The 25922-nt window shown below is 63.4% G+C and carries 28 protein-coding genes; 10 read left to right on the forward strand and 18 right to left on the reverse strand.

The window, feature by feature from the left end; translation table 11 throughout:
- The first annotated feature begins 2 nt into the window (after positions 1-2).
- A complete protein-coding gene (locus ABIB99_RS40060; RefSeq protein ID WP_063985227.1) occupies positions 3-2213 on the forward strand; it encodes a GNVR domain-containing protein in 2211 nt (736 codons plus the stop codon).
- Entirely contained in the window at positions 2197-2997 is an 801-nt protein-coding gene (locus ABIB99_RS40065; RefSeq protein WP_063985228.1) for a hypothetical protein, read from the forward strand. Before ABIB99_RS40060 ends, ABIB99_RS40065 begins: the two co-directional genes overlap by 17 nt.
- 1 nt (position 2998) lies before the next feature.
- On the opposite strand, the gene ABIB99_RS40070 is transcribed toward ABIB99_RS40065, so the two are convergent.
- The 3 genes from ABIB99_RS40070 to ABIB99_RS40080 all read right to left on the reverse strand — a co-directional run bounded on the left by ABIB99_RS40070 (position 2999) and on the right by ABIB99_RS40080 (position 6854).
- On the reverse strand, positions 2999-4159 hold the full coding sequence (locus ABIB99_RS40070; protein WP_354181172.1) for an acyltransferase family protein: 1161 nt from the start codon (positions 4157-4159) through the stop codon (positions 2999-3001).
- Between the two features lie 34 nt (positions 4160-4193).
- Complete coding sequence (locus ABIB99_RS40075) at positions 4194-5288, reverse strand: glycoside hydrolase family protein (protein ID WP_063985230.1); 1095 nt, start codon at positions 5286-5288, stop codon at positions 4194-4196.
- A 141-nt stretch (positions 5289-5429) separates the two neighbouring features.
- Positions 5430-6854, reverse strand: coding sequence for an undecaprenyl-phosphate glucose phosphotransferase (locus ABIB99_RS40080; protein ID WP_063985231.1), 1425 nt, complete (start codon positions 6852-6854; stop codon positions 5430-5432).
- A gap of 345 nt (positions 6855-7199) precedes the next feature.
- On the opposite strand from ABIB99_RS40080, the gene ABIB99_RS40085 reads away from it, so the two are divergent.
- Together ABIB99_RS40085 and ABIB99_RS40090 are read left to right on the forward strand one after the other, a co-directional pair.
- Complete coding sequence (locus tag ABIB99_RS40085; protein WP_245328482.1) at positions 7200-7505, forward strand: hypothetical protein; 306 nt, start codon at positions 7200-7202, stop codon at positions 7503-7505.
- A 132-nt stretch (positions 7506-7637) separates the two neighbouring features.
- The gene (locus tag ABIB99_RS40090) at positions 7638-8372 is read left to right on the forward strand and encodes a metallophosphoesterase family protein (protein WP_166103627.1); all 735 of its coding nucleotides are present in this window, start codon (positions 7638-7640) and stop codon (positions 8370-8372) included.
- Positions 8373-8400: 28 nt separating this feature from the next.
- Here ABIB99_RS40090 and ABIB99_RS40095 read toward each other — a convergent pair whose 3' ends face one another.
- From ABIB99_RS40095 to ABIB99_RS40105, 3 genes are all read right to left on the reverse strand, one after another.
- Positions 8401-8823, reverse strand: coding sequence for a hypothetical protein (locus tag ABIB99_RS40095; protein ID WP_028159056.1), 423 nt, complete (start codon positions 8821-8823; stop codon positions 8401-8403).
- Positions 8824-8874: 51 nt separating this feature from the next.
- Positions 8875-9120, reverse strand: coding sequence for a hypothetical protein (locus ABIB99_RS40100; protein WP_039146277.1), 246 nt, complete (start codon positions 9118-9120; stop codon positions 8875-8877).
- A 392-nt stretch (positions 9121-9512) separates the two neighbouring features.
- Positions 9513-9767 carry a hypothetical protein gene (locus ABIB99_RS40105; RefSeq protein ID WP_201266198.1) on the reverse strand — a complete coding sequence of 85 codons (255 nt, stop codon included), beginning with the start codon at positions 9765-9767 and terminating at the stop codon, positions 9513-9515.
- A 284-nt stretch (positions 9768-10051) separates the two neighbouring features.
- On the opposite strand from ABIB99_RS40105, the gene ABIB99_RS44555 reads away from it, so the two are divergent.
- From ABIB99_RS44555 to ABIB99_RS40130, 5 genes are all read left to right on the forward strand, one after another.
- Positions 10052-10261 carry a hypothetical protein gene (locus ABIB99_RS44555; RefSeq protein WP_502917548.1) on the forward strand — a complete coding sequence of 70 codons (210 nt, stop codon included), beginning with the start codon at positions 10052-10054 and terminating at the stop codon, positions 10259-10261.
- Positions 10262-10654: 393 nt separating this feature from the next.
- A complete protein-coding gene (locus ABIB99_RS40115; RefSeq protein ID WP_166103634.1) occupies positions 10655-10828 on the forward strand; it encodes a hypothetical protein in 174 nt (57 codons plus the stop codon).
- A 224-nt stretch (positions 10829-11052) separates the two neighbouring features.
- Positions 11053-11304 (forward strand): hypothetical protein, encoded by a 252-nt coding sequence (locus ABIB99_RS40120; protein ID WP_014497530.1) that lies wholly within the window; start codon positions 11053-11055, stop codon positions 11302-11304.
- Positions 11305-11464: 160 nt separating this feature from the next.
- The gene (locus tag ABIB99_RS40125; RefSeq protein ID WP_354181179.1) at positions 11465-11629 is read left to right on the forward strand and encodes a hypothetical protein; all 165 of its coding nucleotides are present in this window, start codon (positions 11465-11467) and stop codon (positions 11627-11629) included.
- 148 nt (positions 11630-11777) lie between these two features.
- Positions 11778-12143, forward strand: coding sequence for a VanZ family protein (locus tag ABIB99_RS40130; protein ID WP_354181181.1), 366 nt, complete (start codon positions 11778-11780; stop codon positions 12141-12143).
- Positions 12144-12165: 22 nt separating this feature from the next.
- Here ABIB99_RS40130 and ABIB99_RS40135 read toward each other — a convergent pair whose 3' ends face one another.
- The 12 genes from ABIB99_RS40135 to ABIB99_RS40190 all read right to left on the reverse strand — a co-directional run bounded on the left by ABIB99_RS40135 (position 12166) and on the right by ABIB99_RS40190 (position 24350).
- Positions 12166-12450 (reverse strand): hypothetical protein, encoded by a 285-nt coding sequence (locus tag ABIB99_RS40135; RefSeq protein WP_166103640.1) that lies wholly within the window; start codon positions 12448-12450, stop codon positions 12166-12168.
- Between the two features lie 124 nt (positions 12451-12574).
- Positions 12575-13021 carry a hypothetical protein gene (locus ABIB99_RS40140; protein ID WP_014497533.1) on the reverse strand — a complete coding sequence of 149 codons (447 nt, stop codon included), beginning with the start codon at positions 13019-13021 and terminating at the stop codon, positions 12575-12577.
- Between the two features lie 149 nt (positions 13022-13170).
- Entirely contained in the window at positions 13171-14898 is a 1728-nt protein-coding gene (locus ABIB99_RS40145; protein ID WP_354181182.1) for a chemotaxis protein, read from the reverse strand.
- 5 nt (positions 14899-14903) lie between these two features.
- Positions 14904-15995, reverse strand: coding sequence for a protein-glutamate methylesterase/protein-glutamine glutaminase (locus ABIB99_RS40150; RefSeq protein ID WP_354181184.1), 1092 nt, complete (start codon positions 15993-15995; stop codon positions 14904-14906).
- A gap of 16 nt (positions 15996-16011) precedes the next feature.
- Positions 16012-16866 carry a CheR family methyltransferase gene (locus tag ABIB99_RS40155; protein WP_354181186.1) on the reverse strand — a complete coding sequence of 285 codons (855 nt, stop codon included), beginning with the start codon at positions 16864-16866 and terminating at the stop codon, positions 16012-16014.
- 138 nt (positions 16867-17004) lie between these two features.
- A complete protein-coding gene (locus ABIB99_RS40160) occupies positions 17005-18807 on the reverse strand; it encodes a methyl-accepting chemotaxis protein (RefSeq protein ID WP_354181188.1) in 1803 nt (600 codons plus the stop codon).
- A gap of 60 nt (positions 18808-18867) precedes the next feature.
- On the reverse strand, positions 18868-19344 hold the full coding sequence (locus ABIB99_RS40165) for a chemotaxis protein CheW (protein ID WP_063985241.1): 477 nt from the start codon (positions 19342-19344) through the stop codon (positions 18868-18870).
- 36 nt (positions 19345-19380) lie between these two features.
- Entirely contained in the window at positions 19381-21078 is a 1698-nt protein-coding gene (locus ABIB99_RS40170; RefSeq protein WP_354181191.1) for a methyl-accepting chemotaxis protein, read from the reverse strand.
- Between the two features lie 38 nt (positions 21079-21116).
- A complete protein-coding gene (locus ABIB99_RS40175) occupies positions 21117-21578 on the reverse strand; it encodes a chemotaxis protein CheW (protein WP_071916276.1) in 462 nt (153 codons plus the stop codon).
- Complete coding sequence (locus ABIB99_RS40180; protein WP_354181193.1) at positions 21578-23665, reverse strand: chemotaxis protein CheA; 2088 nt, start codon at positions 23663-23665, stop codon at positions 21578-21580. The genes ABIB99_RS40175 and ABIB99_RS40180 overlap by 1 nt, the downstream gene beginning before the upstream one ends.
- Positions 23662-24027, reverse strand: a complete 366-nt coding sequence (locus ABIB99_RS40185) for a response regulator (RefSeq protein ID WP_008142319.1) — start codon at positions 24025-24027, stop codon at positions 23662-23664. The genes ABIB99_RS40180 and ABIB99_RS40185 overlap by 4 nt, the downstream gene beginning before the upstream one ends.
- On the reverse strand, positions 24027-24350 hold the full coding sequence (locus ABIB99_RS40190) for an STAS domain-containing protein (RefSeq protein ID WP_028159044.1): 324 nt from the start codon (positions 24348-24350) through the stop codon (positions 24027-24029). Before ABIB99_RS40190 ends, ABIB99_RS40185 begins: the two co-directional genes overlap by 1 nt.
- 286 nt (positions 24351-24636) lie before the next feature.
- Here ABIB99_RS40190 and ABIB99_RS40195 point away from each other — a divergent pair, with 286 nt between their 5' ends.
- Positions 24637-25776 (forward strand): response regulator, encoded by a 1140-nt coding sequence (locus tag ABIB99_RS40195; RefSeq protein WP_166350021.1) that lies wholly within the window; start codon positions 24637-24639, stop codon positions 25774-25776.
- Positions 25777-25922 lie beyond the last annotated feature (146 nt).

The following is a 25922-nucleotide window of genomic DNA, read 5'->3' on the forward strand; positions in this document are numbered from 1 at the left end:
AGATGTTTCAGCCACGAGATCAGTTTCCGCAACGCCCGAGATATGCCATCGAGGTCGGTGGCACGACGCTCAGCGCCGAGCGCGCTCTGGACATCGTACGCCGCCAATGGCCGCTGATCGTCGCCATCGTGGCCGGTACGCTCGCGATCGTTCTCGTCTACCTGATCGTGGCAACGCCGATGTACACGGCAAATGCGCGCATCCTGATGGACACACGCCAAACCCAGGTACTGGACAAGGACAGCGGAACCGCCAACGCGCTGATCGACCCGGGCTTCGTCGACAGCCAGGTCGAGATTCTCCAGTCTGACGACCTCCTCCTGTCGATCGTCCGTCGCCTGAAGCTCACCGAGGATCCGGAGTTCAACGGCTCGGATCCCGGGTTGATTCCGCTGGTCATCGGCAAGGTCATCTCGATGTTCGGGTCGGACGGTCCTCCGAGCAAGGAGCGGGTCGAGCGCGGCGCGGTCGAGCTTCTCCAGAAGAACCTTAAGGTCGAGCGCGTGCTGACGACCTATGTCCTCTCGATGAACTACCGTTCGATCGATCCGAACAAGGCTGCGCAGATCGCCAACGCGATTGCAGACGCCTACATCGTCGGCGCGCTGGAGGCGAAATATCAGTCGACCAAGCGCGCCGGCGAGTGGCTCCAGCAACGCAGCGCCGAGCTGCGTGAACAGGCGACGGCGAGCGACCGCGCCGTGCAGACGTTCAAGGCGCAAAACAACATCGTGGGCACCAGCCGGGGTCTGATGAGCGAGCAACAGCTTGCGGACGTCAACTCTCAGCTTATTGCCGCTCATGCCGCGACCGCCGAGGCCAAGGCCCGCCTCGACCGGATCGAGGCGCTGCTTGACAAGGATCTCGTGCAGCCGACCGTGACGGACGCACTCAACAACACGGTGATCACGCGCCTGCGCGCCCAATATCTCGACCTGGCGGCGCAATATGCCGACTGGTCGAGCCGTTACGGCAAGACCCACCAGGCGGCCGTCAACCTCGCCAACCGAATGGAAGAGCTGCGCAAGGCGATCGCGGACGAGGTCCGTCGTATCGCGGACGCATATCGCAGCGAGTACGAGATCGCCAAGAGCCGCGAGACGGCGCTTGAGGAGAATCTCAAGAATCTCGTATCCCAGGCCGGCAGCACGAGTCAGGCGCAGGTCAAGCTGCGCGACCTCGAAAGCGCGGCGGATACTTATCGTAACCTCTACAACAACTTCCTCGAGAAGCTGCAGAACGCGACGCAGAACCAGAGCTTCCCGATCAGCGAAGCGCGCATCATCGGCACGGCGGTCAAACCCGACAAGAAGAGCTCACCCAAGACGCTGCTGGCGCTGGTCGGCGGCCTGCTCGGCGGTCTCTGTTTCGGCTTCGGGGCGGCCTTCACGAAGGAACTGATGAGCGACGTGCTGCGATCTCCGAGCGACGTCGAGGATCAGCTCGGGGTGAAATGCCTCGGCGTTCTTCCCGACATCCGCGCGGCGAGGGCTTCGGCAGATCATCCGGAAGGAAACATATCCAGCTACGTCGTCGAGCACCCGTTCTCGCGGTTCGCGGAGACGCTGCGGAACATCAAGGTGTCGATCGACGTCGCGCGCCTGTCGCGCGAGGTCAAGATCATTGGAATCCTGTCGTCCTTGCCGAAAGAGGGAAAAACGACGGTTGCCGCCAATTTCGGTCATTTGACCGCGTTGACCGGACATCGCACGCTACTGATCGACGGCGACCTCCATACCCGCTCGCTGACGAGGGCGCTGGCCCCCCATTCCAAGACCGGCCTGGTCGAAGCCCTCAAGGATCCGCGCTCGTTCGGCTATCATATCCAGCGCAGCAAGGAGAGTGGGCTCGACTTCCTGCCCTCCGTCGTCGCATCGCGCATGGTGAACTCGGCGGACGTCATCGCCTCCAAGTCGATGGCTGACCTGCTTGCAGTGGTGCGCGAGGAATACGAATACATCGTCATCGATCTGGCGCCGGTGATGCCGGTCACCGACGCCAAGGCTGTCAGCCATCTCGTCGATGCGATGGTTTACGTCATCGAGTGGGGCCGTACGACCCGCAACGCGCTCCAGGAGTCGATGGCGAGTTCCGAAGGCATTCAGAAGAAGCTTCTGGGCGCCGTGCTCAATCGCGCCAATCCGAAGATGCTCAAGAGGATCGAGGCGTATAAGGGCTCGCACTACAACAGCTACTATGTCGAGGGAGCCTAGCGCCACCGAGCCGGCGGCACAGGCAGCGGGGACCGCGTATCGCTGGCTTCTGCGCGGCTCGACCATCGCGCTGGCCGCAGCCGCGCTGGCGTGGATCGCGGCTATCGCCCCGGATGTGACCAATCCCGCGGTTCCGCAGATTGCAGGACGCGTCGCGCGCGGCGAGCGATATGAAGTCGATCGCCTGAGACGGATCGTATCGGACAATTTGCCATCCGCCCGTCGCCTATGCAGCGCCAAGACGCTGCGCGAGCTCCTGCTGCTCCAGCTCGCAATCGCCGACGAATCGACACGCACAGGCGACCTGAAGCAGATCGACCTCGATGCAGACGCCGTCGCGTCGACGAGCCGTGCCTTGCTGGCATGCGCGCCGACTGAAGCACTGGGCTGGTTCGGCAGCTACTGGGCCGAAATTCGCCAGGCCGGCTTTGGGCCGCGAACGGCGGAACTGCTGGGTCTTTCCTATCGCTTCGCACCACACGAGGCCTGGCTCCAGCTCATCCGCGCGCCACTGGCGCTTCGCGCCTTCAATGCGGCCTCGCCCGAGCTCAGGGATTACGCCACCCAGGACTTCGCCGATATCTTCCAGGCCCGCCTGTTCCCAAGCGCAGCTACGTTCTATCAGGCGGCAGGCGCCGAGGCGCGCATCGCGCTGCTCGAACGCACCTGCGCCGCGCCCGAAGCCGATCGGGAATTGTTCTCGCATTTCGTCGCGGAGAAGGGCCTGCGAATTCGCCATCGCTGTTATCCAGTCGATGGCGATGGCTTTCGGATGAGCCGCTAGGCTATTTCAGCTCGGTTCGCGGCACGCCCTGCGAGGGATTTTCGGGCAGGTATTGCAGGAAGAATTTGGTCAGGCCGCGACGGCTGCGCAGGATCGGCGATTCGAAGTACTTCCAGGACACATGCGCGACAGCGTAGGAGATCACGAAACCGATGGCTGCGCCCGCGGTGATCTTCACGCTCTCGGGCACCGACATCCCGCCATAGAGCGTCAGCGCCTTGCCCAGCGGGTTCGGGATGAAGTTGTGAACGAGATAGAAGCCGTAGCTGATCTTCCCGAGATGCTCGAGCGGCTTCCACTCCAGCGCCTGAACAAAGGCACTGTCCTGGTTGGCGCGCACCCACCAGATCAGCGCGACCAGGCACAGCCCGATCGCAATGTCGATCGCGGGAGAAAGATACGAAGGGGCCTCGTAAATCACGCCGTTCGAGCACAGCGCGAACGCGACGATGAGGAGACAGGCAAATATGCCGTTGCCGTTCGGGGCCCATCCCTGCCTGCGAAGATGCAGGATCGTGATCGCGCCACCGAACGCGATCAGGCTGAAATTCCAGGGCGACAAGGTGTGGATGGCGGTGTGATTGAAGCCCGATGAATACATCAGGAAATGGCCGATCAACCCGAGGGCGACGACGCTCATGCAGGTGACGAAATGGCGCTCCAGCGGAAGCAGGATGAACAGGAAGGGCGCAATCACGTAGAACTGCTGCTCGACCGAGAGCGTCCAGAGCACGCCGAAGGGACCGGCAGTCCCGCCGATGACGCTGCCGATCCAGTAGTTCGACAGGTACACGACGTGATAGCGGAAGCCGAGATCGGGCCCCGCGTGCTGAAAATAGGACCGGGCCAGGAAGAGGATGGCGAGAAGCGCATAATATGCGGGAAAGATGCGCGTCGCCCGCTTGACCCAGAAGGTGACGACTTCCGCCGCGGGCCGGGACGCGGCCGTCCCGACCTTGCCTCGCTGCCTGTTGAGCTCGCCGATGATCAGGAAGCCGCTCAGGATGAAGAATATCCAGACGCCGACGCTGCCCGAGTAGAACTGCAGTCCGCACTTGTGATTGAGATAGACCAGGACGACCGAGAGACCGCGCAGCCCGTTGAAGCCCAAGATGCTGCCCGACTTCTCGGTGTTGACGCGCTCAGATCCAGGTAAAGGCATTGCAGGTTCTTTTCTTCGCACGGAGACCGAAAAGCTACAGTCCCCTGGTTCTCAACTCAGTCGATTCTTCAGCCGACAGGCGGCCGCCGGCAAATTCCGAAAGAAGGAAGAGCGCAACCTTGGGCCTGTCGATCTCGTACATCAGCCCAAACCTGTTCTCCGGCGGCTTCTTCTGCGGCTCGTCGAACAGCTCGTAGACCATCACACTCTCGATCTCGACGTCTTTCTGGTTCTTCAGATATTGGAAGGTGTCCCGCAGTGAGCGGAGGCATTGCTCCGTCAGGGGATCGCCGGGCCGATTTCCATAGGCCGGCTTGTAGATCTCGGCGCAATTGACCTCGTTGAACGTCACCGGGCGGTGATAGGACGCCAGCTTCTTGAAGAGGTCGAAGGGCGGATTGCGTCCATTCCAGTGCCGATGCGGGTTCTGCCCCGCCACCTCGTAATAGTGGTAGGAGATCACGTCGTATTTCACGCCCCGGGACTCCATGAAGTCGAGGAAGCCCAGCATCGTCGACGTCGTGTTCAGCACCTTGCGCAGACGACTTCCGGTCTCGCGGTTGATCTGGTCGATGGCATCGGACGCGCCGTGCAACACCTGGGCCCAGTCTTCCATCACCGGCATTTCGAAGTCCGCCGCGGTCATGCCGCGCCCGAACAGCTTCTTCCCGTCGGAATCGACCGCGAGCAGGTTGATCTCGTTCTCAAGCTCCCAGTCGGACACATCGTCCTTGAATTGCCGGACGAACGCGTAGGTGCGGTCGTAGCCCTGCCTGTAGAGCGCGTCCCGGTCTCCCTTGGGGTACCGCCCCTTGTCGGTGCGGTCACCGTAGCGGAAGGGGAAGTTGATCAGAGGGTGAAGCGTGATCGAATATTTTCTGGCGAGCGCAATGGTCTGCCGGAACATCGTGGCTTCGCCCGGCTCGGCATCTTGCGTCAGGTTGAGACCGGTCCTGTATTGCGTGAGCCCCCGCTCCCTCATGAGCTGAAAGATCGGCGCGAGATCCCTGCGTTTTTGCGGCGGTCCGCCGACCCCCCACTCCAACGCGTTCGCATGAGAACAGGCGGCAGCGATCGCCCAGGTGACGAGCAACGGCACGGCGACGAACTTGGCGAGGCGATGGCTCAATCTGCAAGGCTCGGCGTTTCGGGGGTGCAAATCGTCAAAGGGGCAGCAACGAATCACATGCTGCAAAATGCAGGCCGTTTCCCCTCTGCACGGGCGGCGTGCGGGTCGGGCGCGGCAACGCGCGCCCGACGTCGGCCTGGCTCAGTAGGCTTCCTGATGGATCAGCGCCAGCGCGGTCTTCAGGATGATCCTGATGTCGAGCCAGATGCTCCAATTGCTGACGTACCAGATGTCGTACTCGACCCGCTTTTCCATCAGATCGATGGTCGGCGTCTCGCCGCGGAAGCCGTTGACCTGGGCCCAACCGGTCAGGCCCGGCTTCATGTGATGCCGGTACACGTAGTTGCTGATGATCGGATCGTAGTAATTGTCGTGCGCGAGCGCATGCGGGCGCGGCCCGACCAGCGACATCTCGCCGCGCAGAACGTTCCAGAGCTGCGGCAGTTCGTCGATGCTGGTCCGCCGCAGCGCACGGCCAACACGGGTCACCCGCGCGTCGCTCTTCGTCGCCTGCGTGACCACATGACCGTTCTCCGCCACCGTCATCGAGCGGAACTTCCAGATATCGAATTGCTTGCCGTTGAAGCCGCGCCGGGCCTGCTTGAAGATCACTTTGCCCTTGGAATCGAGCTTGATCATGATCGCAGCCGTGATCAGCAGCGGCGCCAGCAGCAGAAGCGCGAACGAGGCAAGGCCGATGTCGAGGCAGCGCTTCTGCGCCTGCTCGAACACGCTGAGCGGCGCGCGCTGGATCTCGATCGCGACCGTGCCGCTGACGGGCTGGAACGGACGCGAGACCAGATCGGCGATCGGGAAATCTGGCAGAAGGCGGATCGGCTGGGGGACAACGCGCAGATGCTGGCTCAGCTTCTGGAGAAGCGGCATCTCGTCCCAGTCGATGACCAGGAGATATTCTTCCACATCCGCCGTGCGCGCCTGACGGGTGATGTCGCGAATCTCGTGATCCCAGCCCGCGCCCTCTTCAGACGGATCGAGCACGAAATGTCGCACGACGTTGAAGCCGTGCTTGCGCAGATCCTTGAACCGGGTCGAGGTGAAATCGAGAGGCTTGAGGCTGAGCAGCACGACCTTGCGGTCCACCAGACGGCCCTTGGCGTAGCTCGAGGTCAGCGCCAGGCGCCACAGCACGCGCAGACCGCCCAAGGCGACGCCGCCGGTCGCGGCGAACAGCAGCGTGGTTCCGCGCGACAGGTCCGCGGACGATTTGAGCAGGAACGCCTCGACGGCGAGAATGGTCAGCGAGATCAGCCAGACCGCCAGGGCCTTGCGCAGCTGCCAGACCGTGCTCAGCAGACGATGGTGATCGTAGACGCCCTGGAAGTAAGCGATGGTCACGAACACCGCGCCGACGACCAAGCCTGCTCCGACGGATGAGTCCTGCTCGATCACGAGCACGCGATACAGGCCGCTCGCCACGAAATAGCTGAGCAGTACGGCGACGAAGTCTCCGGCGATCAAAGCCACTTGCAGGGGTCTTTGGAGGGCACCGCGTCGGTTCGAGATAACCGAATAATAGTTTTCCGAACCGTAAGTTGCTACAGCCATCCGAACCTCGCTGCCTCGTCACCACTCGCAATCAGAATTGCGAGCAAATCGATCTAATTTTTTCGATGTGCGCCGAAGTATATCTTAACTAAACAAAGCGACATTGCGGCAGTGCACCGAAAAAATCAAATCGATTTTCATGCAATGCAGCGTCGCAGCAAAACAATGCTCAAACTACTGTCACACGCGTGACAATTAAGCGGGCATCACGCCGCGTTTCGCACCAAATCGCGTCATTTTCGCACAGCATTGTCGCGCGCATTTGAACGGCTGTTCAACCATGCCGCTTAAGCCGTTATTAGGCCGCGGCCATTAACACTCGTGACCAATTCGAGGAGTTGCGTCGTGAGTACGGTTGCCATTTTCAGTCTGCTGATCGGATCGTTGCTGGGAGGCCGATTCCGCATCTTCATCCTGCCGCCCGCCATCGTTCTCGGTGCGACGATCCTCGGTGTGGGCTCCGCCTGGCAGGGACATGATTCAGCTCACATCGTTGTGACGATCCTCGTCTTCGCGTCGGTGCTCCAGCTTGGCTATTTCTGCGGCGCGGTTCTGGTCCGTGCGCGAGCGGCGGGCCTATCGCGGCAAGGCCGCACCCTCGTTCGACAGCCGCAGCTTCGGCTAGCCTCGCGCAAGCTTGTGGACAGGTGATTCGCAGCGCGGGTGAATGATCGGGCAGGCGCAGGCTTGCCGGCAGGGCTAGAAAAAAACCTGCTCGGACACCCAAATTCGCCGATAGCATATTGACATCCCGGGCGAAGCTCTTTGAAAGAGTTGCACCCCATGTCCATGATTGCGCCCCGAAATTCGCCGCGGCCGAAGCTACCGAACGGCGTGCGCATCTATGCGATCAGCGATATCCACGGCTGCGCGCATCTGCTTGAGCAGATGTTCGCCGTGATCGATGCGGACATGGCGAACAGCCGGCCGTTTCGCGCGATCGAGGTCTTCCTCGGCGACTACATCGATCGCGGACCGGACTCGCGTCATACCCTCGACCTCCTGATCAACCGCAGCCGCCGCCGCAACACCGTCTTTCTCAAGGGCAATCACGAGGCCTATTTCACCTCGGTGCTGGAAGATCCCGCCCGCGCCGCCGAATGGTTTCAGTTCGGCGGGCTCCAGACCCTGATGTCGTACGGCGTGTCGGCCGCGCCCGGCCTTGGCAAGGACGAGTTGCCCGATCTGGTGCGCGAGCTCACATCCGTGATGCCGCCGGAGCACATCGCGTTCCTGCGCCAGTTGCGGCCGACCTTCACATGCGGCGACTTCTTCTTCGTCCATGCAGGGGTGCGTCCGGGAATTCCGCTCTCCGAGCAGCGCGAGCAGGACCTGTTGTGGATTAGGGACGAGTTCCTGCAAAGCAATAGGCGCTTCGGCAAATACGTCGTGCACGGCCATACGCCGGTAAAGCAGGCCGAGCTGCTCGAGAACCGGGCCAACATCGATACCGGGGCCTATGCCACCGGAAACCTGACGCTGCTGTCCATTCAGGGCAACAGCATGCTCGCGATCTAGCGGTCTCGCTCGCGCGCCGTATCAGGCGTCAGTTGGTGGGGCTCGCCGGAGGCCGGTAGTCCGGGAAACGGCTCAGCATCGCCGCCTTCAGGAACTTGAAATGGGCGATCGAGGCGCCGAGCTCCTTGAGTCGGCGCTGGCCGTTCAGGATTTCCTTGTCGAACAGATCCTGGTGGTGATTGTCGAGCGCCTCGCGCTCGAGATATTCGTCGTCGCCGTTGCCGATCGTCACGGCGGCGCGCGCCAGCACGTCCTCGACCCGGCGGTTGAGACCTGACTGCTCGCGCTCCGCCGCATGCAGGGCGTCATCGATCGCAATCATGATGGCTTCGATGCGGGTGCGATCGGTTTCGGCGTCGCGCTCGGGCGAGCGCGCGCGGAACACCTGCTCTCCGCCGAAACGGTCCTTCAGGAAGTTATGGGTGCGGGCCCGCAGGAAGAGCTGAAACATGCGTGCATTTTCCGGTTCGAGGCGCCAGACCAGAAAATGGGCCTGCGATGGTTAATAAAGGTTGAATCCTTCGCGCCGCTCGGTGCGGCTTTGCGCCATCCAGGCCCTCCAGGCCCCCTCGTGCTTCTCATAGAGCTCGAGCCTGCGCCGCTCACCGGCATCGGGCGCGACCTGCGCCTGCTCGCTGTCGAGCCGCTCGAACTCGAACGTCTCCTCTGGCGTCAGGCCGATCAGGACGCGGCGACCTCCCCCGTCGACGAAATACCGCCGTGGCGCGTTGTACGTCGGGCTCGTCATGGCGTCTCCCCGAAATCCCGTCATGATTCACTCCCCTCCGCCGCCATGCGAGCCGCAACGCGAGAACCGCATGCCGGTTGTAAATCCTCAGAATGCACGCCGTGCCCTCGCCAATGAACTGTTCTGCCGGAACGCGGTGGGACTGTAGGGACGGTGGAACGGATGACGCTCTGCGCGCTCGCGAGGCCGCAGCGCGCGCGTCGCATAGCCTGCGCCAAAGCCAGCGAGGAGCGAGACCAGGATCGCGAGCAGCATCATTCGCAATTCGTTCCAGTGATACCGGCAGTCTCATCCTCGAGTTGTGTCGAGATCATGATCACCGCCGCTGATTTTCTCGTCATGCCAGGGATTTTTTGGGCAGCACCCTGCACGCGAAGTGATCGGCTCGTGCGTCAGCCGAAAAACCAGAGGAACAATCGCACCAGCAACAGCGTGATGAAATACACCCAGCCCGCCATCGCGATCAGCGCAACGCTGAAGAACGCGCCTTCAAACGCCCGCTCTCTGAGCTTCGTGAGAGGAAGTGCCGCTCGCGCCTTTTGAAGCATCTCGGTCTTCTTGATTTTGTTGATTTTGATTTGTTCGTGCGCGCGCACCATAGCCGAACGAATTCGACGATCTCGTGACGACTCAACCGAGAGAAGCATAATACTGCTCGTCAAACCGCTGCCGCATGCATCGCGATTGGATTTTTTCTCGTTCGAAGCCGTTGCGACCAACCGGCGCCGATTCAATTCAAGTTGATCGCTCGAATCGACGTTGTGATTTCGAAGCAAACAATGTCGTGATCTCGAAGCACTTAATTCCTAATCGCGCACAAGTGCTGACGCCGAAACGCCGTGCCATCCATTGTCAAGGGGAGATTGCCGCCTGAGCTTGGAGGACATTGAGGGCGCAGGGAACAAGTTCCCTGCTCGCCTCCATCGCCAGCATGGCGTCCGAGCAGCTCCTGTCTGTCTTCGGCAAGCCGATGATCCCGTGCCTGCGGTCCATCCTGACGCTCGCAAGCATCAGGAACATCTTCATCGCCACCACGTCGAAGGATCGGTCGCTGTTTCGACGTCTGCTCGGCGACGGCTCGGGGATCGGCACTTCTTCCATGCTCATCAGAACAGTCCGCGCGGATTGGCGGAGCTGCTGAGTCTTGCCGCAGCGTCGAGACGCGAAGTCGGGTCTCGGATATCGGCAGGCGCCCCCCGCGAGGATTTCGAGTGCGGACGTGCGAAGACCGTGCACCGGTTCTGCGACAACCGGACGTGGTGGCAGAACATCCTCAATCCCCACCATCACAGCGTGCAGATCGATCTTGGTTAGCAAAACTCCGTGGTTATACGGAGCGCAACGCGCCGATTTCATCGCGGTAAGGTTGAGCAGTTAGCTTAATCCGCGTTGTTTGTTGCGAACCTTAGTGGATCGCATATCCATCTTCTCACCGGGCTCCCCCAGGCCCGGCCCCACCCAAGCAAAGCCGTCGAGCGAACGTGGGTCCGCTTGGCGGCTTTGTCTTTGTGTCGACGAGAGGATGATTTCGGTTATGGCGCGCAGGCCCTGGTCGTTCAAAGAAGACCGCCGGCTGATGGAATTGGCCAAGTCTTCGACTTCGCTGGAAGAGGCAGCAAAACTTCTCGGGCGCTCGCCCGATGCGATCAAGCGTATGGCTTTGCGCCTCGGCCTGTCGCTGAAATCCAAGGGCGCCAAGAAGGGCTAGCGTCGGCCGCGCGCGACACGTCATGGACGGGTGCGTCCGCCTCATCAATCGATGCATGGCAGCCGCCAATCGACATGGGCCGATCGCTTTCAGCGCTCTCGATCTCTCCGCGCCCGGCTGCTAGACTATCCAACGGCGAAGATTGAACATCGTCCCTTTTCGGCGCAGAACGGTCGCCGGACCGGCTTCGGTCTCAGTTTGATAGATTGTTGGAGGAATGCACCATGTTGTCCCGCGCGCTCGCCGTAGCTCTGCTCCTGGCTCTGCCCTCAGTAGCGTCGGCGCAAGTCCCCGTGGGGTTCGGATTTCCAAACGGCGCGCCGTGGTGCGCCTTCGGTTTCGATTGCCGATTCCTGAATTACCGGGAATGCGCCGACTGGATTTTCGATCCCGCGCGCAACTGCCTCAAGAATCCGTACTTCGCAGCCCACTACCCGACCAATGTCGACAAGGGCTGGTCCTACAATCGGCGTTGAACGTCGGTCCCTGCGAACGGCTTGGTCATGCAGTCAGGCGCGTTGCTTTGTGCCTGACCGGGGTGGCGTGGTTTTGTCGATGACGAGAATTTGGGCAGGTGCGATCGCCTGCCCGTTCCCCTGACGGCGGAACTCTCAGCCGCGCTCCGGCGGAGCCGTCATGGCAAGCTCTTTCCTTATCGTGATGTCGATCTGGTTCGGCATCAACTTCATGTTCTTGGCAGTGCGGCTTTGGGTCACCAGGCCGAAGAACTGGCAGATGAATGCCTGCCCTCGCCAACTCAGCGCCGTCCGCGTGACATCGCGACTGCACCGCCGCGTTTGACGTCAACTGAATGCATGCGGATTGAGCCGTAGCCACGGCTCCGCGGCTCGCCCGTGAACCTTGGTTCATGCCCTCGCGGGTTTGTGAACCTTAACGATGTTCTTGGCTTTCGAAAGCGGCCAGCCGGTCGACCGGCTATGTTGGCGCAATGCGCCCCAACCATCTCATCGCAGCCGCGGTTATCTGTCTCGTGCTCATCGTCTATGCGACACTGGCCAAGCTCGCGGGCCGGCCGGCACTCATGGGCCACGCGGAGGCCTACTGGGTCGTCGTGATTGAGCGCTTCAGCGCCTACGGCCTGTTGGGCTTCCTGCTGTCCTTCCTGCTACCGGGGCGCGTCAAGCTGGCTTGCGCGTTCGTGGTCGCCGTCGCAGTCGGGTTAGAGGTCTTGCAGGCCGTGACGCCGGATCGTGATCCACGATTCATCGATGTGCTGCAAAAGGCCGCCGGCGGCACCGTCGGCGTCCTTCTGGCCCAGACCATCCTAGCTTTCCTGCCGAGGCCGCCGTCCTGAGGCGGCCGCCGGCGCCGCGAACTTACGCCACTCCGCGTCGCAAGCTCGGCTGACTAGTCGAAAGAACCCCGGACATCTGGCGATGGGCATCGCGCAGCGCCGTGATCGCGTCATCGAGGTCGAATTCGGCTTCGCGAACGGTCTCGAAGAACCGGGCCATCAAGGCGAGGTTCAGCTTGACGCGGGTGTTCCCGTCGCGGCTCTTGCGGCGATCGAGCGACAGATGCATCGCCTGCATCCTGGCCTCGGCAGCGCTGCAGCCGCTGAGGGTCGCGAGTTCGTCATATGTCATCCAGATCTGAGGCATGTCCCTGTCCGCCTTTTGTTATGGGCCCCAACCTAGATTTCACCTCTAAAACTAGTGTTGCCGCAGTCCAGTCGCGCCGTGATTTCGCGACAACAGCGTCAATGCAAAGCTAAAAGCCCGCACCCTACGACACAGGCGCCTTGGGCGGCGTGAACGGATGACGCGGCCGGGAACGGTTGTCGAGGCCCTTGGGCAGCTTGTCGGCGTTGAGCTTCACGACCGCGCATTTCGCGTCGGCTGCCGGCGCATCTTCCTGGCTGTAGATCAGCGTCGCCTCGAACTTCACGTCGGGCGCTTCCTTGGCCGTTCCCGAACAGCTCGCCACCAGGCCGTTGCACACACCCGAGAGTTTGACCTCGACCTCATCAGGCCCAAACACGCTCAGCGGGCCGTCAGCATGCCGGTTCACGGTCAGGACGGCCGAGAAGTGCTGCTCATCGACCCGGTAGGAACCACCATAAGTAAAGAAGCTGTCGCGGCCCGAGATCCGGCCCTCGGCCAGATCCACGATGCCGGTGCCCTGACCTCGTGAGGTCCTGAACCAGGCAGCGTATTTACCGTCTCTCAGCATGGGGAATTTTCCGAGGTGAAGATCGCCCTGTATTTGCGACCAACTCTGGGGCGCGACAATGACCTAACGGCCAGCCCTTCGGGCAAGGTTAATGCTCCGAAAACCCAATCCGTCGAATTGCCGCCGACGCGCGACGCCGGCGGCGAACGTCAGAACAACTCTATGCCGTCATCCGCGGTCTCGACCGCTTCGACGCGGCGCGTGGCGGCGATCGACGTAAGGCCAAGCGTTTGCAGGAATTCCCGGTGAACGTCCCGCTCGCGCTCCATCGTGTAGCGCGCGAAGAGCTCGTCGAGCATCGCCTGATCCTGCGCCTCCGGCCGCGGCCGCTGCGCGCCGGCGCTCGCGGTCTCGAGGCGCGCGGCAACCGCGGGCAAGGCCGCGGAGCTCTCGCCTAGCGAGCTCATCAGACCTTGCGCCGAATTCATCAGGCCCTCGAATTCCGCGCCTTCATCGACGAGCCGGCTCATCAGCTTGCCGAGCCGTTCGTTGCCGACCTCGACCTCGCGCAGCGCCTGGAGGATCTGCGGCTCGAACTTGGCGAGCTGCGTGGGATCGCCCCGGACGCGGAGCTCCTTCAGCTCGTTCGCGGAGCGCTCGATGCCGTCGAGCACGGGCCGCAGGCGCCCCGCGCCCGCCGAAACCTGGTCGGCGGTCGCCTTGAGCTCGTTGGCGATCACGACGAAAGCGCTGCCGCGGCTGCCCAGATGGCTTGCCTTGAGGCCGGCATTCATTCCGATCAGGGTGATGTCGACGGTGGCCTCGGCGAGCCCGGCGATCGCCTGGCGAAACTTTGCCAGCGTGTCCTCGACGATGGCGAGCGCCTCGTCGACCGAGCGGCCGGCGCTCTCGCAGGTGGCGATCAGGGTCGAGGCATGTGCCAGTGCCTGCTTGATGCGCGCCAGAAACGATGACGAGCCGCCATCCGCGCCGCCGAACAGCGTGCGGCCATGGCCGACGACGTTGCCCGCATCGTGCAGGATGGCGGTGAGCGCGCGAACGATCTGGCCGATGTCGCCGCCGAATTCGCGCTGGGCGTCCCTGAGCAGGGCCGCCTGCAACTGGCAGATCGCGCGCGCGCCGTCCTCGCTCGCGCCCCGTTCGGGAACGAGGCCCGGCGCAGCTTCCGACGCCTGGCCGAGGCCATGACAGACATGTTCGAGGCGCTGGCGCGTGCTGTCGCCGGCCTGCAAGGAAATGATCGCGCCGCCGACCGCCTCGGCGATCTTCCTGGTGCTGGTGCTCGCGAGGTCGGCGAGCTGGCTGCTGTCGCGGCGCGGGCCGCGCAATCCGGAATAGGCTGCGCCGAGCTCGGCGCTCTCCGACACCAATTGACTCCGGTAGCGGCTCTCGAATTCCCTCTGCCGACCGGACGCGGTCGCAACGGCTTCCGACAGACGCTGTTGGTCCCGCGCGCAGCCCTCGATCGAACCTTGTACCGCCTTGCCGAGATCGTAGGCTTCCTGCGTGAAGGCGAGAAAGCCCTCGCGATCACCGTCGAGCGAGGCCGCCTCGATCCGCGCACTGCGCGCAATGATGGTGATCATCTGGATATGCTTGAACAGCGGCTTGAGCAGCGAGGACGCCTCAGCCGTGCTGGTGCCGATGGTCGCAAGCAGGGCGCTCTCGGCCGGCAGCGCCTCTGCCAGCTCGCTGAGCCGCGCGGCGATCTCCTGTAGCGCGGTGGCGGCGCCCTCGATCTCGGCGCCGGAGAGTTCCTCCGAGAGCGTCGCGAGGCCCTGGTTCAGCTCCTTGAAGATGAGGTGACCGCGACCGAGCTCGTGACCGACCCGCGCGAAGACGTCCTCGATCCGCGACGAGACATCCTCGATCGCGACGATCGCCTCGGTGAGCGTGTTGGCCGGAATGGCGGACATCGCAATCAACCTGCCACCGCAACGTGTCCGGCCTGATACCAGAGCATGATCTCGCGCGGGATATGATGCAGCGAGACGACCTTCTCGACACCGCCATGCGCGATGGCTTCCTTGGGCATGCCGAACACCACGCAGCTCTCCTCGTCCTGCGCGCGTGTCGAGGCGCCGAGTTTGCGCATCTCCAGCATGCCGCGCGCGCCGTCGTCGCCCATGCCCGTCATGATCACGCCGAGCGCATTGGCGCCGGCATGCTGGGCCGCGGAGCGAAACAGCACGTCGACCGAGGGGCGATGCCGCGACACCGGCGGGCCGTCCTTGATCGCGATCTGGTAGCGCAGGCCGATGCGCTGGAGCAGCATGTGACGGGCGCCCGGCGCGATATAGGCGCAGCCCGGCAGCACCGGCTCGCCGTCCTCGGCTTCCTTGACGCGGACCTGGCAGACGCTGTCGAGGCGCCTGGCGAAGGCCGCGGTGAAACCAGCCGGCATATGCTGGACGATGACGATGGGAGGACAGTGCGGCGGCAGCATCTCGAGGACGTCGTTGAGCGCTTCGGTGCCGCCGGTCGATGCGCCGATGCACACGATGCGTTCAGTCGTCGGCCGGACCTTACCCTGCACCGGCGGCGGGATGATGGCGTCGGCGGTCAGCTTCCTCTCGATCATACGGCGCTCCGCCCGCGGACGCACCCGCGCGCGCGCTGCCGATTTCACGGCCTCGCGCAGCCGCGTCGAGCATTCGAGCAGCGCCTGCCGGGTGTCGATCTTCGGCTTCGGCACGATGTCGACCGCGCCCGCCTCGAACGCCTCGAACATCACGTTGGAGCCTTCCTCGGTGAGCGAGGAGCAGATGATCACCGGGATCGGGCGCTGCGCCATGATCTTGCGCAGGAAGGTCATGCCGTCCATGCGCGGCATTTCCAGGTCGAGGATCATGACATCGGGAATTTCGTTCTGGAGGCGGCGCGCCGCCGCGAACGGATCGGAGGCCGTCCCCATCACCTCGATGTCAGGATCGTCGTTGAGGATCGTTTGCAGGATTTGGCGCACCGACGCCGAATCGTCCACGATCAGTACGCGAACTTTCTCCCTCGGCATTCTGGTTGCGCTCCGGCTAGACCTTGAAAATGGTTGGCTGAACTTGCTTCAAACCCGGCACTGCACTGTGAATCATCGATTCCGAATGACCGACCAGAAGATAGCCGCCGGGCCGCAAATGGCTGCACAATTGCTCGATCACCTTGCGCTGGGTCTCGCGCTCGAAATAGATCAGGACGTTGCGGCAAAAGATGATGTCGACGTCCCGGTCGACGGGGTATGACTTATCCATGAGGTTCATCCTCATGAAGTGTGTCATGCGCCGCAATTCCGGCACCACCCGCACCTCGCCGCGCGACTTGTCGCGTGACGACAGGAAATATCGCTTCAGGAAATGCTCCGGCACCGGCGCCAGCACGTCGCGGGTGTAGATCGCGGTCTTGGCAAGACGCAGTACCGCGGTCGAAATGTCGGTCCCGAGGATGCGGTACTGAAACCGCGAGCCGTTCCGCGTCATGTCGTCGAGCACCATGGCGGTGGTGTAGGCTTCCATGCCGGTGGAGCTCGCCGAGCTCCAGATCTTCAGGTTCGCGTTTTTCCGCCCGTGCGACTTGAGCAGGGCCGGGATCGCGACGTCCCTCATGAAGGTGAAGTGCTGGGGCTCCCGGAAGAAGTCGGTCTTGTTGGTCGTCACCACATCGATGAGATGGGTCAGCTCGGTGTCGAAATGATCGGCCTCGAACAGGTTGTCGACATACTCGTTGAGGTCGGAGAAGTTCAGCGCGCGCACGCGCTTGTGCAGCCGCCCCTCCAGCATCAGCCGCTTGCCCTGCGGCAGCTTGATGCCGACCTGGCCCTCGATCAGTTCGGCGATGGTCCGGAAGTGGCGGTCGGACAGATGGACGACCGTATCCTGCACGGCGGGTATCATGGCTGAATGCCCCGATCCGCGATGGCCGCCTGCACTGAATGTCGGGCCGAACCGGCCATCTTGAATCCCACGCGTTTACTCGATCACTGACGGCGGATCGGCCCACCGGTGAAGGATGGGCCGACCTCTTGACGGCTCTCAGCGCTGGAAATCGGCGTCCCGATCGTCCTCGCCGTCGTTCATGTCGAAGGCGAAGCCGCCGCCACCGGCCGCCTTCACGGCGCGCGCCGGCCTCGCCTGCGGCTTCTTGGCCGGCCGCTCGACGGCCGCCATTGTCGCCGCCTTGGCGCGGAGCTGGGTAACCGCCCGGTCGATCGGCGCGGCGGCCTGGTTGCGTCCCTGCTCGATGCGGAAATAGGCGATCGTCGACTGAAGCTGCTCGGCCTGCGAGGCGAGCTCCTCGGAGGTCGAGGAGACCTGTTCGGAGGCGCTGGCGTTCTGCTGGCCGACCTTGTCGAGCTGCTGGATCGCCTGGTTGATCTGGGCCGAGCCGACGTCCTGCTCGCGGCAGGCGGCGGTGATTTCCTCGACGAGCTCTGCCGTCCTCTTGATATCAGGGACGAGCTTGGAGAGCATATTGCCGGCCTCCTGCGCGACCTTGACGGTTTCAGTCGAGAGCGTGCCGATCTCGGCGGCGGCCGCCTGGCTGCGTTCGGCGAGCTTGCGCACTTCGGACGCAACCACGGCAAAGCCCTTGCCGTGCTCGCCGGCGCGCGCGGCCTCGACCGCGGCGTTGAGCGCGAGCAGGTCGGTCTGGCGCGCGATCTCCTGCACGATCGTGATCTTCTCGGCGATGGTCTGCATCGCGTTGACGGCGCGGCCGACGGCAGCGCCGCTGGCCTCGGCGTCCTTGGCGGACTGCGCGGCGATCTTCTCGGTCTGGTTGGCGTTGTCGGCGTTCTGCTTCACGTTCGAGGCCATCTCTTCCATCGAAGAAGAAGCTTCCTCGGCGGACGAGGCCTGCTCGGTCGCGCCCTGCGAGAGCTGCTCGGCGCTCGCGGAGAGCTCCTGGCTGCCGGCGGAGACGTTCTGCGCCGCAGTCAGGGCTTCCGACACGATCTGGCGAAGCTTCTCCACCATGCGCTCGAGCGCGAGACCGAGCGTATCCTTGTCCGACAGCGGTTTGGCCTCGACCATGAGATCGCCCTGCGCGATCTGGTTGGCGAGCGCCGCCGTCGCGTTGAGGTTGACCGTCATCGCGTTCAGCGACTTGATGAGATCTCCGATCTCGTCATTGCTGGAGGACTCGATCTTGTGGCTGAGATCGCCGATCGCCACCGCATCAGCGAGGCCCACCGCCTGCGCCAGCGCACGGCTGATGTTCAGCGCAATCCAGGTCGCCGCGACCGCGGCGATCAGCAGCGAGGCAATGACCAGGCTCATCAGCAGCATCTCGGCGCGCGCACCGTCCTGCCTGGACTGCTCGGCCTGCTCAGCCATGTTCTTCTTGACATTCTTGATGTAGACGTCGGCCGCTTCGATCGCGTCCGCAACGACCTTGCGGCCATCATGCATGGAGCGATCCAGGGCCTTCGGCTTGTCGGTCTTCGCGAGCCGGACCGTCTCGTCCTGATAGGCGTTGAGCTTGGCGAAGGCGACGTTGAAGACCTCCATCAGCTTCTTGCCGCTTTCGCTGGCGGCTGCGTAGATCTCGTCCTTCGACTTGGTGATCGCGTCGCGGTTCTTGATGAGGTCGGCCTGGAATTGCTCGTGTTCCGCATCGGACGCTGCGAGAATCGCGTTCTTCTCCGCGCGCACGAGGAACAGGATGCCTTCCTTCAGCTCGGCGGCCTTTTCCATCCGGCCCGCACGGCTGACCAGAAGCTCGGTGGTGCCGACCATGTCCGCCAGCTTCGAATAGCCGACCGCACCGGCGATCATGGACAGCAGGATGACGACGCCGAAGGCGCTGGCAAGCTTGGCTTTGACGGTGAATCTCATGTCAGTCTCGTTGGTTCGAATTGGGGTGCTTACGCTTGACCACGCTTCACGCTTGCAACTTCAGGCGGCGCGAGAGGTATCGCGCCCTTCCGGGATCTCGTCGTTCGCCATCAGCTTGGCGAGATCGAAGATGACGACGAATTTCTCGCCCTTGCGGCCGATGCCGGCGGCATAGTCGGACTGCCATTTGCCGCCGACCTCGGGGATGGGCTCGATCGCCTGCTCGTCGATATCGGTGACCTCGAACACGCAATCAGCGACGAAGCCGACGCCGACCAGGCGATCCTTCATCGGCACGTCGAGGATGATGATGCGGGTCGCTTCAGTCGCTTCCACGGCCGGCAGGCCGAGCTTGGTGCGGAGGTCAACGATGGGATAGCCGCTGCCGCGCACGTCGATCATGCCGAGCAGGAAATTCGGCGCATGCGGCAGCCGTGAGATCGGCCGCATGTCGAGAATTTCCCGGACATTGCGGATCGAGATGCCGAACGTCTCGCCGGCGAGCCCGAGCGTCAGATATTGCGAGGTTGCGGCCATGGTACGGTCCAGAGTCAGATTGTTTTCAAGTTGCGATCAGCGCTGAAACTCGGCGTCGCGGTCGTCTTCGCCGTCATGCATGTCGAAGGCGAAGCCGCCGCCATTGGCGACCTTCATCGCGCGCGCCGGCTTGCGGGCGGGCGCGGGCTTCTTGACGCCGCGGTCCGCTGCCGCCATGTGCGCGGCCTTGGCGCGGAGCTGGGTGACCGCACGGTCGATCGGCGCGGGCGCAGCAGCCTCGCCGCGACTGGCATGCTCGATGCGGAAGAACGAGATCGTGGACTGAAGCTGCTCGGCCTGCGAGGCGAGCTCCTCGGAGGTCGAGGACACCTGCTCGGAGGCGCTGGCGTTCTGCTGGCCGACCTTGTCGAGCTGCTGGATCGCCTGATTGATCTGGGCCGAGCCGACGTCCTGCTCGCGGCAGGCCGCCGTGATCTCCTGGACCAGCTCGGCAGTCTTCTTGATGTCGGGCACAAGCTTGGACAGCATGTCGCCGGCTTCCCGCGCGACCTTCACGGTTTCCGTCGACAGCGTACCGATGTCGGCCGCCGCCGCCTGGCTGCGTTCGGCGAGCTTGCGCACTTCGGACGCGACCACGGCAAAGCCCTTGCCATGCTCACCGGCGCGCGCGGCCTCGACTGCGGCGTTGAGGGCAAGCAGGTCGGTCTGGCGCGCGATCTCCTGCACGATCGTGATCTTCTCGGCGATGGTCTGCATCGCGTTGACGGCACGCCCCACGGCGACGCCGCTGGCTTCCGCATCCTTGGCCGACTGCGCGGCGATCTTCTCGGTCTGGTTGGCGTTGTCGGCATTCTGCTTCACGTTCGAGGCCATCTCTTCCATCGAGGACGAGGCTTCCTCGGCCGACGAGGCCTGTTCGGTCGCGCCTTGCGAGAGCTGCTCGGCGCTGGCGGAGAGCTCCTGGCTGCCGGCGGAAACGTTCTGCGCCGCGGTGAGTGCTTCGGCGACGATCTGCTTGAGCTTCTCGACCATGGAGTTCAGCGAGGTAACGAGATCGCCGATCTCGTCGTTGCTTGTAACTTTGATCGACTGGCTGAGATCGCCATCGGCAACCGCGCCGGCGAGCCCGACGGCGCGGCCGAGACCGCGGGAGATGCTCAAGGAAATCCAGATCGCGGCGATCAGGCCGATGACAAGCGAAGCCAGCACGGCCGAGATCAGCAGGAGCTGGGCCCGGTTGCCGTCCTCGTGAGCCTGGGCCGCCTGAGCGGCCATGTTCTTCTTGACGTTGGTGACGTAGACGTTGGCGGCTTCCATGGCCTCGGCGACCGCCTTGCGGACCTCGGTCATGGAGCGCTCGGCGGCTTTCGCCTTGTCGGTCCGGGCGGTCTTGAGGGCGTCGTCCTGAACGGCGTTCATCCGCGCATACGCGACGCCGAAATTCTCCATGAGTTTCTTGCCTTCGGGGGAAGCCGCGGCCTGGATCTCTTCCTTCAACTTCGAGAGCGTCTCGCGCTGCTTGGCGATTTCGGCGATAAAACGATCCGCCTCGCCTTCAGGCGCGAGAATGAGGTTCTTCTCGGCGCGAACCTGAAGCAGGATACCCTTCTCGATCTCCGCCGCACGGTCCATCCGGTTGGCACGCGACACCAGACTGTCGGCGGTGTCGATCATCTCGCTCAGTTTCACATAAGCGAGGCCGCCCGCCGCCATCGACAGCAACAGGACCACACCGAACGCGATGGCAAGCTTTGCCTTGACCGTGAATCTCATTTCCAGCCCCTACCCCAGTCTCGCCCCGAGACCTCATTTCAATTCAGGATGCGTTCCATGTTGGGAACGATGACGAACTCTTCGCGCCACTTGGCGATGAAGCGGATGAATTCCGGCTTCCAGTGCATGCCGACGCGCGGCGTCTGCTGCACGTCGGTCTGCGATATCTCCGTGACCTCATAGACCTTGTCGGCGGTGACGCCGACCAGCACCGGCTCGCCGTCGAGCTCGATCTCGATGACGACGATGCGGGTGTCGGCGGAGTCGTCGAGCTGCGGCATGCCGAAGCGAATGCGCAGGTCGGCGAGCGGAATGACGTTGCCGCGCACGTTGATGACGCTCGGAACGAAGGCCCGCGCGCCAGCCACCTTGGTCACCGGCACTGGATCGATGATCTCGCGCACGAGGCCGGCATCGAGCGCAAACTTCTCCTCGCCGAGGCCGATCATCACGACCTGCATCGCGTCGACCTGATGTTCGCCCGTATGCGCCTCGTTCATCACGCCGCCTCGCTGATGTGCTGCTTCTCGACCTTCGACTGCGCCATCGCGACGAGCTGTGCGACATCGAGGATCAGCGCCGCCGTACCGTCGCCCAGAATGGTCGCGCCGGAGAAGATCGTGACGTCGGAATGCAGCTTGGACAGCGACTTGATCACGGTCTGGTGGTTGCCGATGATCTGGTCTGCGACCAGGCCGACGCGGGTCTCGCCGGTCGAGATGATGATCGTCTTCTGGTGCCGGTCAGGCGCGCCCGATGCGGTCATGATCTCGCGCAAGCGCAGGAACGGCACGAGGTTGCCGCGCACGTTGAGGAAGTTGCGACCGCGAGAACGTTCGTCCTCGGCCGTCAGCTCGACGCATTCCTCCACCGCCGACAACGGAATGATGTAGCGGCCCTCGCCGACGCGGATCAAAAGACCCTCGATGATTGCAAGCGTCAGCGGCAGACGCAGCGTCACCGTGGTGCCCTGGCCCGGCCGGGTCGACAAGTCGATCGTGCCGCGCATGTTCTCGATGGTGCGCTTGACCACGTCCATGCCGACGCCGCGGCCCGACAGTGCCGAGATGGTCTGCGCGGTCGAGAAGCCCGGATGGAACAGGAACTGGTGGATCTCGTGATCGGTCAGCACGGCGCCGGAGGCGATCAGCCCCTGCTCTTCCGCTTTCGCGCGGATGCGCGCGGTGTTGAGGCCACCGCCATTGTCCTTCACGGTGACGAGCACCTGCGCACCGGAATGAACGGCCGCGAGCTCGATCCGGCCTTGCTCCGTCTTGCCGTTGGCGGAGCGGGTCGCAGTGTCTTCGATGCCATGGTCGATGGCGTTGCGGATCAGGTGCACCAGCGGATCGGCCAGGCACTCGATCATGGTCTTGTCGAGTTCGGTGTCCTCGCCCGTGGTGACGAATTCGACCGGCTTCGACAGGTCGCGCGACAAATCGTGCACCAAGCGGCGGAAGCGACCGAACAACGAGCCGATCGGTACCATGCGCGCGCCCATCGTGGTGTCGCGCAAGGAGGAGGCGAGGCGCTCGATTTCCTCGGCGATCATCTTGATCGAGAGATCCGAACCGGACGAGGCGAGCTGCGTCAGCCGCGCCTGGGCGATGACGAGTTCGCCGACCCGGTCCATCAACTCGTCGAGACGCTCGGCCTGGACGCGGACGGTGGCGATGCCGCGATCGTCGCGCTTGGCCTCGGGTTTCGGTTCAGACTTGGATACAGGCGTGGCTTCCGGCTTCGGCTCCGCCTTTGCGACGGGCTGCGCGGCGACAGGCGCAACAACAGCCTCGACCGCCGGCGCGGCCATCTCGGCCGCAGGAGCCGGCTCCTCGTCGAGGAGCTGGAACAACGGCAGCGGCGCGGGCGCTTCGACCTGCTCAAGCGGCGAGAGCGTCAGCTTCATCTCGTCCTGGACGAACATGAAGACGTCGTCGATCGCGTCCTTGTCGCAGGCCGCGTGCAGCTTGACGTCCCACTTCAGATAGCAGTCTTCCGGCTCCATCTCGTCGAGGAACGGGATGCCGTCGGTCACGGGCACGACGAAGCACGGGCCGAGCTTGCAGAGGTCTTCCAGCAGATCGAGCGGGTTCGAGCCGTTGCGCAGGATGTGGGATTCAAATTCCAGATACAGGTGCCAGCCGGCCTGCTTGCTCTCACCGGGGGCCAGCGGCGGCGCTTCGGCGATTTCGGTGACGGGAGTGGCAGGCTGGTTAGGAAACACGAAGCGCTTGAGGTCGTCGAGAATGGCCTCGCCGATGATGTCGTCGGTCGATTGCGGATCCTCGATCAGCGCGCGGATATAGTCCTTGGCCGCAAGCGCGACCGAGATCAGCTCCTGCGTCGGCTTGATCTCGCCCTTGCGGACGCGGTCGAACGCGGTCTCGAATTCGTGGGTGAAGGAGGCGACCTTGTCGAAGCCGAACATGGCGCCCGAGCCCTTGATCGTATGCAGGGCGCGGAAGGCGGAATCGACCAGCTCGCGGTCGTCGGGACGCTGGCCGAGATCGAGCAGAGCCCCTTCCAGAACCTCGAACAACTCGCTGGCTTCCTGGCGAAAGACCTCTGTCGGGTCCATCGCGTTCATGCACGCACCAGCTTGCCGACCACGGCGAGCAGCTGCTCCGGCTTGAACGGCTTGGTAATCCAGCCGGTGGCGCCGGCGCTCTTGGCTTCCTGCTTCACCGTGTCGTTGGATTCGGTGGTCAGGAACACGATGGGCATGCCGACCGCGCTCGGCAGCTTGCGCAGCGCCCGGATCAGCTCCAGCCCGTTCATGACAGGCATATTAAGGTCGGTGATGACGAGGTCGAGCTTGCCGGCCTGCGCCTTGGCGAGCCCTTGTGCGCCGTCGCCGGCCTCGATCACGTTGTGACCGGCCGGCTCGAGCACGACCTTGATCATCTGACGGATGCTGGGGGAATCGTCGACCGTGAGAATCGTGGCCATCAGGTGCCATCTTTCTTTTGCGGGAAGTGCTGATCGATCATCGCATCGCTGGCGAAGCCGGCGCGGCGAAGCGTGTTGCGCAGAGACTGGGAGAATGATGTGAGCACCACCGGGCGGCCCTGGGCCTCGCCCGTCCTGGCGGTCGACAGCAGAAGCTGGATCGAGGTTACGTCGGCCTTGTCGACGCTCGAGCAATCGATCTCGAGCCGGTCCTGCCGGCCGAAAGCTTCGCGGATCAGGTCATAGACGTTGCGGATCGCAGCGATGCTGCAATCCGCAGGCAGCCGTAGGGACCACTTCGGCTCAGTGACATCAGACGGCATTCGTCCCCCAGATTTCCTCGGGATTCGCTGCACGCATGACGCGAATCTCGCGCGACGACTATTCGCTTGGGAGAGTGTGCAAACCCCTAATGGGCATCACCGTACAACTACGGGTCACAAACCGAAGAACTTCGCGCATGCATGCAGGCGTGCATGGTTCGCTCAATTCGCATGCGCTGTGCGCAGTCTTGAGTCAGTTCGCCGCAGCCCGGGCGTTTGCTCCGCGTTAAATCGCAAAGACTATTCGTGGAGGTCACGCCTCGCATCCGAACGAGACCGGCCGCCGATGCTGACCCAAGCGCTTCTCGTTGATGACAGCCGCTCTGTCCTCAATTTCCTGAAACGTCATATCGAAGCCGAAGGCCTGGTCGAGGCCACGACGTTCCTCGATCCCGTCGAGGCGCTGGCTTGCGCACGCGAGCGCGTCTTCGACCTCGTGCTGGTCGACTACGAGATGCCGCATATGGACGGCATCAGCTTCATTCGCGCCTTCCGCACCCTGCCCGGCTGCGCCGACATCCCGATCGCGATGATCACGTCGCGACAGACTGATGACGTCAAGATGGAAGCGCTGCAGGTTGGTGCAACCGATTTCTTACCGAAACAGCCACAGAGCGTCGAGATGACGGTGCGCCTGCGCAATTTGGTGCGCCTTGGTGCAGCCGTGCGCAAGCAGAACGACCGTGCCGCCGATCTGGCGAGCGCGGTCGCGGCCGCGACCCAGAAACTCGGCGAGCGCGAGGAGGAGATCATCCTGCGGCTCGCGCTCGCGGTCGAATACCGCGACAACGACACCGGCGAGCACACGCTGCGGGTCGCCCGCTACAGCCGCATCATCGCCGAGCAGCTCGGCCTGCCACCCCGGCTCTGCCGCGACATCTATCTGGCCGCGCCCCTGCACGACGTCGGCAAGGTCGCCATCCCCGACCATATCCTCCTCAAGCCCGGCAGGCTCACCGACGATGAGATGGCGGTGATCCGCACCCATGCGACGATCGGCGAAAAGATCCTGGCGGACTCCAGCTGCGAGCTGATCCAGCTCGGTGCGCAAATTGCCGCAGGCCATCACGAACGCTGGGATGGCGCGGGCTATCCGAACGGCCTTCAGGCAGACGAGATCCCGGTCGCCGCACGCGTCGTCGCGGTCGCCGACGTCTTCGACGCCCTGACGACGCGCCGGCCATATAAAGAGCCGATGCCGCTCGACGTGGCGCGCGACTATCTGGTCGAGAACCAGGGCCGGCAGTTCGACCCGGCCTGCGTCGAGGCCTTCCTGTCGCGCTGGGACGAGGTCGTGGAAATCGCCGCCGGTCAGCAGGCGACGCCGTATCAGAAGACCGAAGCCCCTCTCGCGCCCATTATAGAGTGTGCGGCAGAGAGCCCTGCGGTCGAGGACCGGTTGCCTGAGCCCGTCCCGGCCGCCTGACATGATCCATCCGGCAAATAGCTTGCCGCGGCTTCGCTTCTCCGGTCGCAGGTTTGAACCTGTTCCTGCTAGAGTGCACCAACAACCAAGAGTGATTCCGGTCACATTTGTCTGGACGCGCCGCTGCTAAGCATCGGACCAGGACG

The sequence above is a fragment of the Bradyrhizobium sp. LA6.1 genome (genome assembly GCF_040547805.1).
Lineage (GTDB): Bacteria > Pseudomonadota > Alphaproteobacteria > Rhizobiales > Xanthobacteraceae > Bradyrhizobium > Bradyrhizobium barranii.

Bases quoted from the DNA above. Each gene is read 5' to 3' on its own strand.
- ABIB99_RS40060 (WP_063985227.1), top strand. From the start codon at position 3: ATGTTTCAGCCACGAGATCAGTTTCCGCAACGCCCGAGATATGCCATC.
- ABIB99_RS40065 (WP_063985228.1), top strand. From the start codon at position 2,197: ATGTCGAGGGAGCCTAGCGCCACCGAGCCGGCGGCACAGGCAGCGGGG.
- ABIB99_RS40070 (WP_354181172.1), bottom strand. From the start codon at position 4,159: ATGCCTTTACCTGGATCTGAGCGCGTCAACACCGAGAAGTCGGGCAGC.
- ABIB99_RS40080 (WP_063985231.1), bottom strand. From the start codon at position 6,854: ATGGCTGTAGCAACTTACGGTTCGGAAAACTATTATTCGGTTATCTCG.
- ABIB99_RS40090 (WP_166103627.1), top strand. From the start codon at position 7,638: ATGTCCATGATTGCGCCCCGAAATTCGCCGCGGCCGAAGCTACCGAAC.
- ABIB99_RS40095 (WP_028159056.1), bottom strand. From the start codon at position 8,823: ATGTTTCAGCTCTTCCTGCGGGCCCGCACCCATAACTTCCTGAAGGAC.
- ABIB99_RS40100 (WP_039146277.1), bottom strand. From the start codon at position 9,120: ATGACGAGCCCGACGTACAACGCGCCACGGCGGTATTTCGTCGACGGG.
- ABIB99_RS40105 (WP_201266198.1), bottom strand. From the start codon at position 9,767: ATGCTTCTCTCGGTTGAGTCGTCACGAGATCGTCGAATTCGTTCGGCT.
- ABIB99_RS44555 (WP_502917548.1), top strand. From the start codon at position 10,052: ATGGCGTCCGAGCAGCTCCTGTCTGTCTTCGGCAAGCCGATGATCCCG.
- ABIB99_RS40115 (WP_166103634.1), top strand. From the start codon at position 10,655: ATGGCGCGCAGGCCCTGGTCGTTCAAAGAAGACCGCCGGCTGATGGAA.
- ABIB99_RS40120 (WP_014497530.1), top strand. From the start codon at position 11,053: ATGTTGTCCCGCGCGCTCGCCGTAGCTCTGCTCCTGGCTCTGCCCTCA.
- ABIB99_RS40125 (WP_354181179.1), top strand. From the start codon at position 11,465: ATGGCAAGCTCTTTCCTTATCGTGATGTCGATCTGGTTCGGCATCAAC.
- ABIB99_RS40130 (WP_354181181.1), top strand. From the start codon at position 11,778: ATGCGCCCCAACCATCTCATCGCAGCCGCGGTTATCTGTCTCGTGCTC.
- ABIB99_RS40135 (WP_166103640.1), bottom strand. From the start codon at position 12,450: ATGCCTCAGATCTGGATGACATATGACGAACTCGCGACCCTCAGCGGC.
- ABIB99_RS40140 (WP_014497533.1), bottom strand. From the start codon at position 13,021: ATGCTGAGAGACGGTAAATACGCTGCCTGGTTCAGGACCTCACGAGGT.
- ABIB99_RS40145 (WP_354181182.1), bottom strand. From the start codon at position 14,898: ATGTCCGCCATTCCGGCCAACACGCTCACCGAGGCGATCGTCGCGATC.
- ABIB99_RS40150 (WP_354181184.1), bottom strand. From the start codon at position 15,995: ATGCCGAGGGAGAAAGTTCGCGTACTGATCGTGGACGATTCGGCGTCG.
- ABIB99_RS40155 (WP_354181186.1), bottom strand. From the start codon at position 16,866: ATGATACCCGCCGTGCAGGATACGGTCGTCCATCTGTCCGACCGCCAC.
- ABIB99_RS40160 (WP_354181188.1), bottom strand. From the start codon at position 18,807: ATGAGATTCACCGTCAAAGCCAAGCTTGCCAGCGCCTTCGGCGTCGTC.
- ABIB99_RS40165 (WP_063985241.1), bottom strand. From the start codon at position 19,344: ATGGCCGCAACCTCGCAATATCTGACGCTCGGGCTCGCCGGCGAGACG.
- ABIB99_RS40170 (WP_354181191.1), bottom strand. From the start codon at position 21,078: ATGAGATTCACGGTCAAGGCAAAGCTTGCCATCGCGTTCGGTGTGGTC.
- ABIB99_RS40175 (WP_071916276.1), bottom strand. From the start codon at position 21,578: ATGAACGAGGCGCATACGGGCGAACATCAGGTCGACGCGATGCAGGTC.
- ABIB99_RS40180 (WP_354181193.1), bottom strand. From the start codon at position 23,665: ATGAACGCGATGGACCCGACAGAGGTCTTTCGCCAGGAAGCCAGCGAG.
- ABIB99_RS40185 (WP_008142319.1), bottom strand. From the start codon at position 24,027: ATGGCCACGATTCTCACGGTCGACGATTCCCCCAGCATCCGTCAGATG.
- ABIB99_RS40190 (WP_028159044.1), bottom strand. From the start codon at position 24,350: ATGCCGTCTGATGTCACTGAGCCGAAGTGGTCCCTACGGCTGCCTGCG.
- ABIB99_RS40195 (WP_166350021.1), top strand. From the start codon at position 24,637: ATGCTGACCCAAGCGCTTCTCGTTGATGACAGCCGCTCTGTCCTCAAT.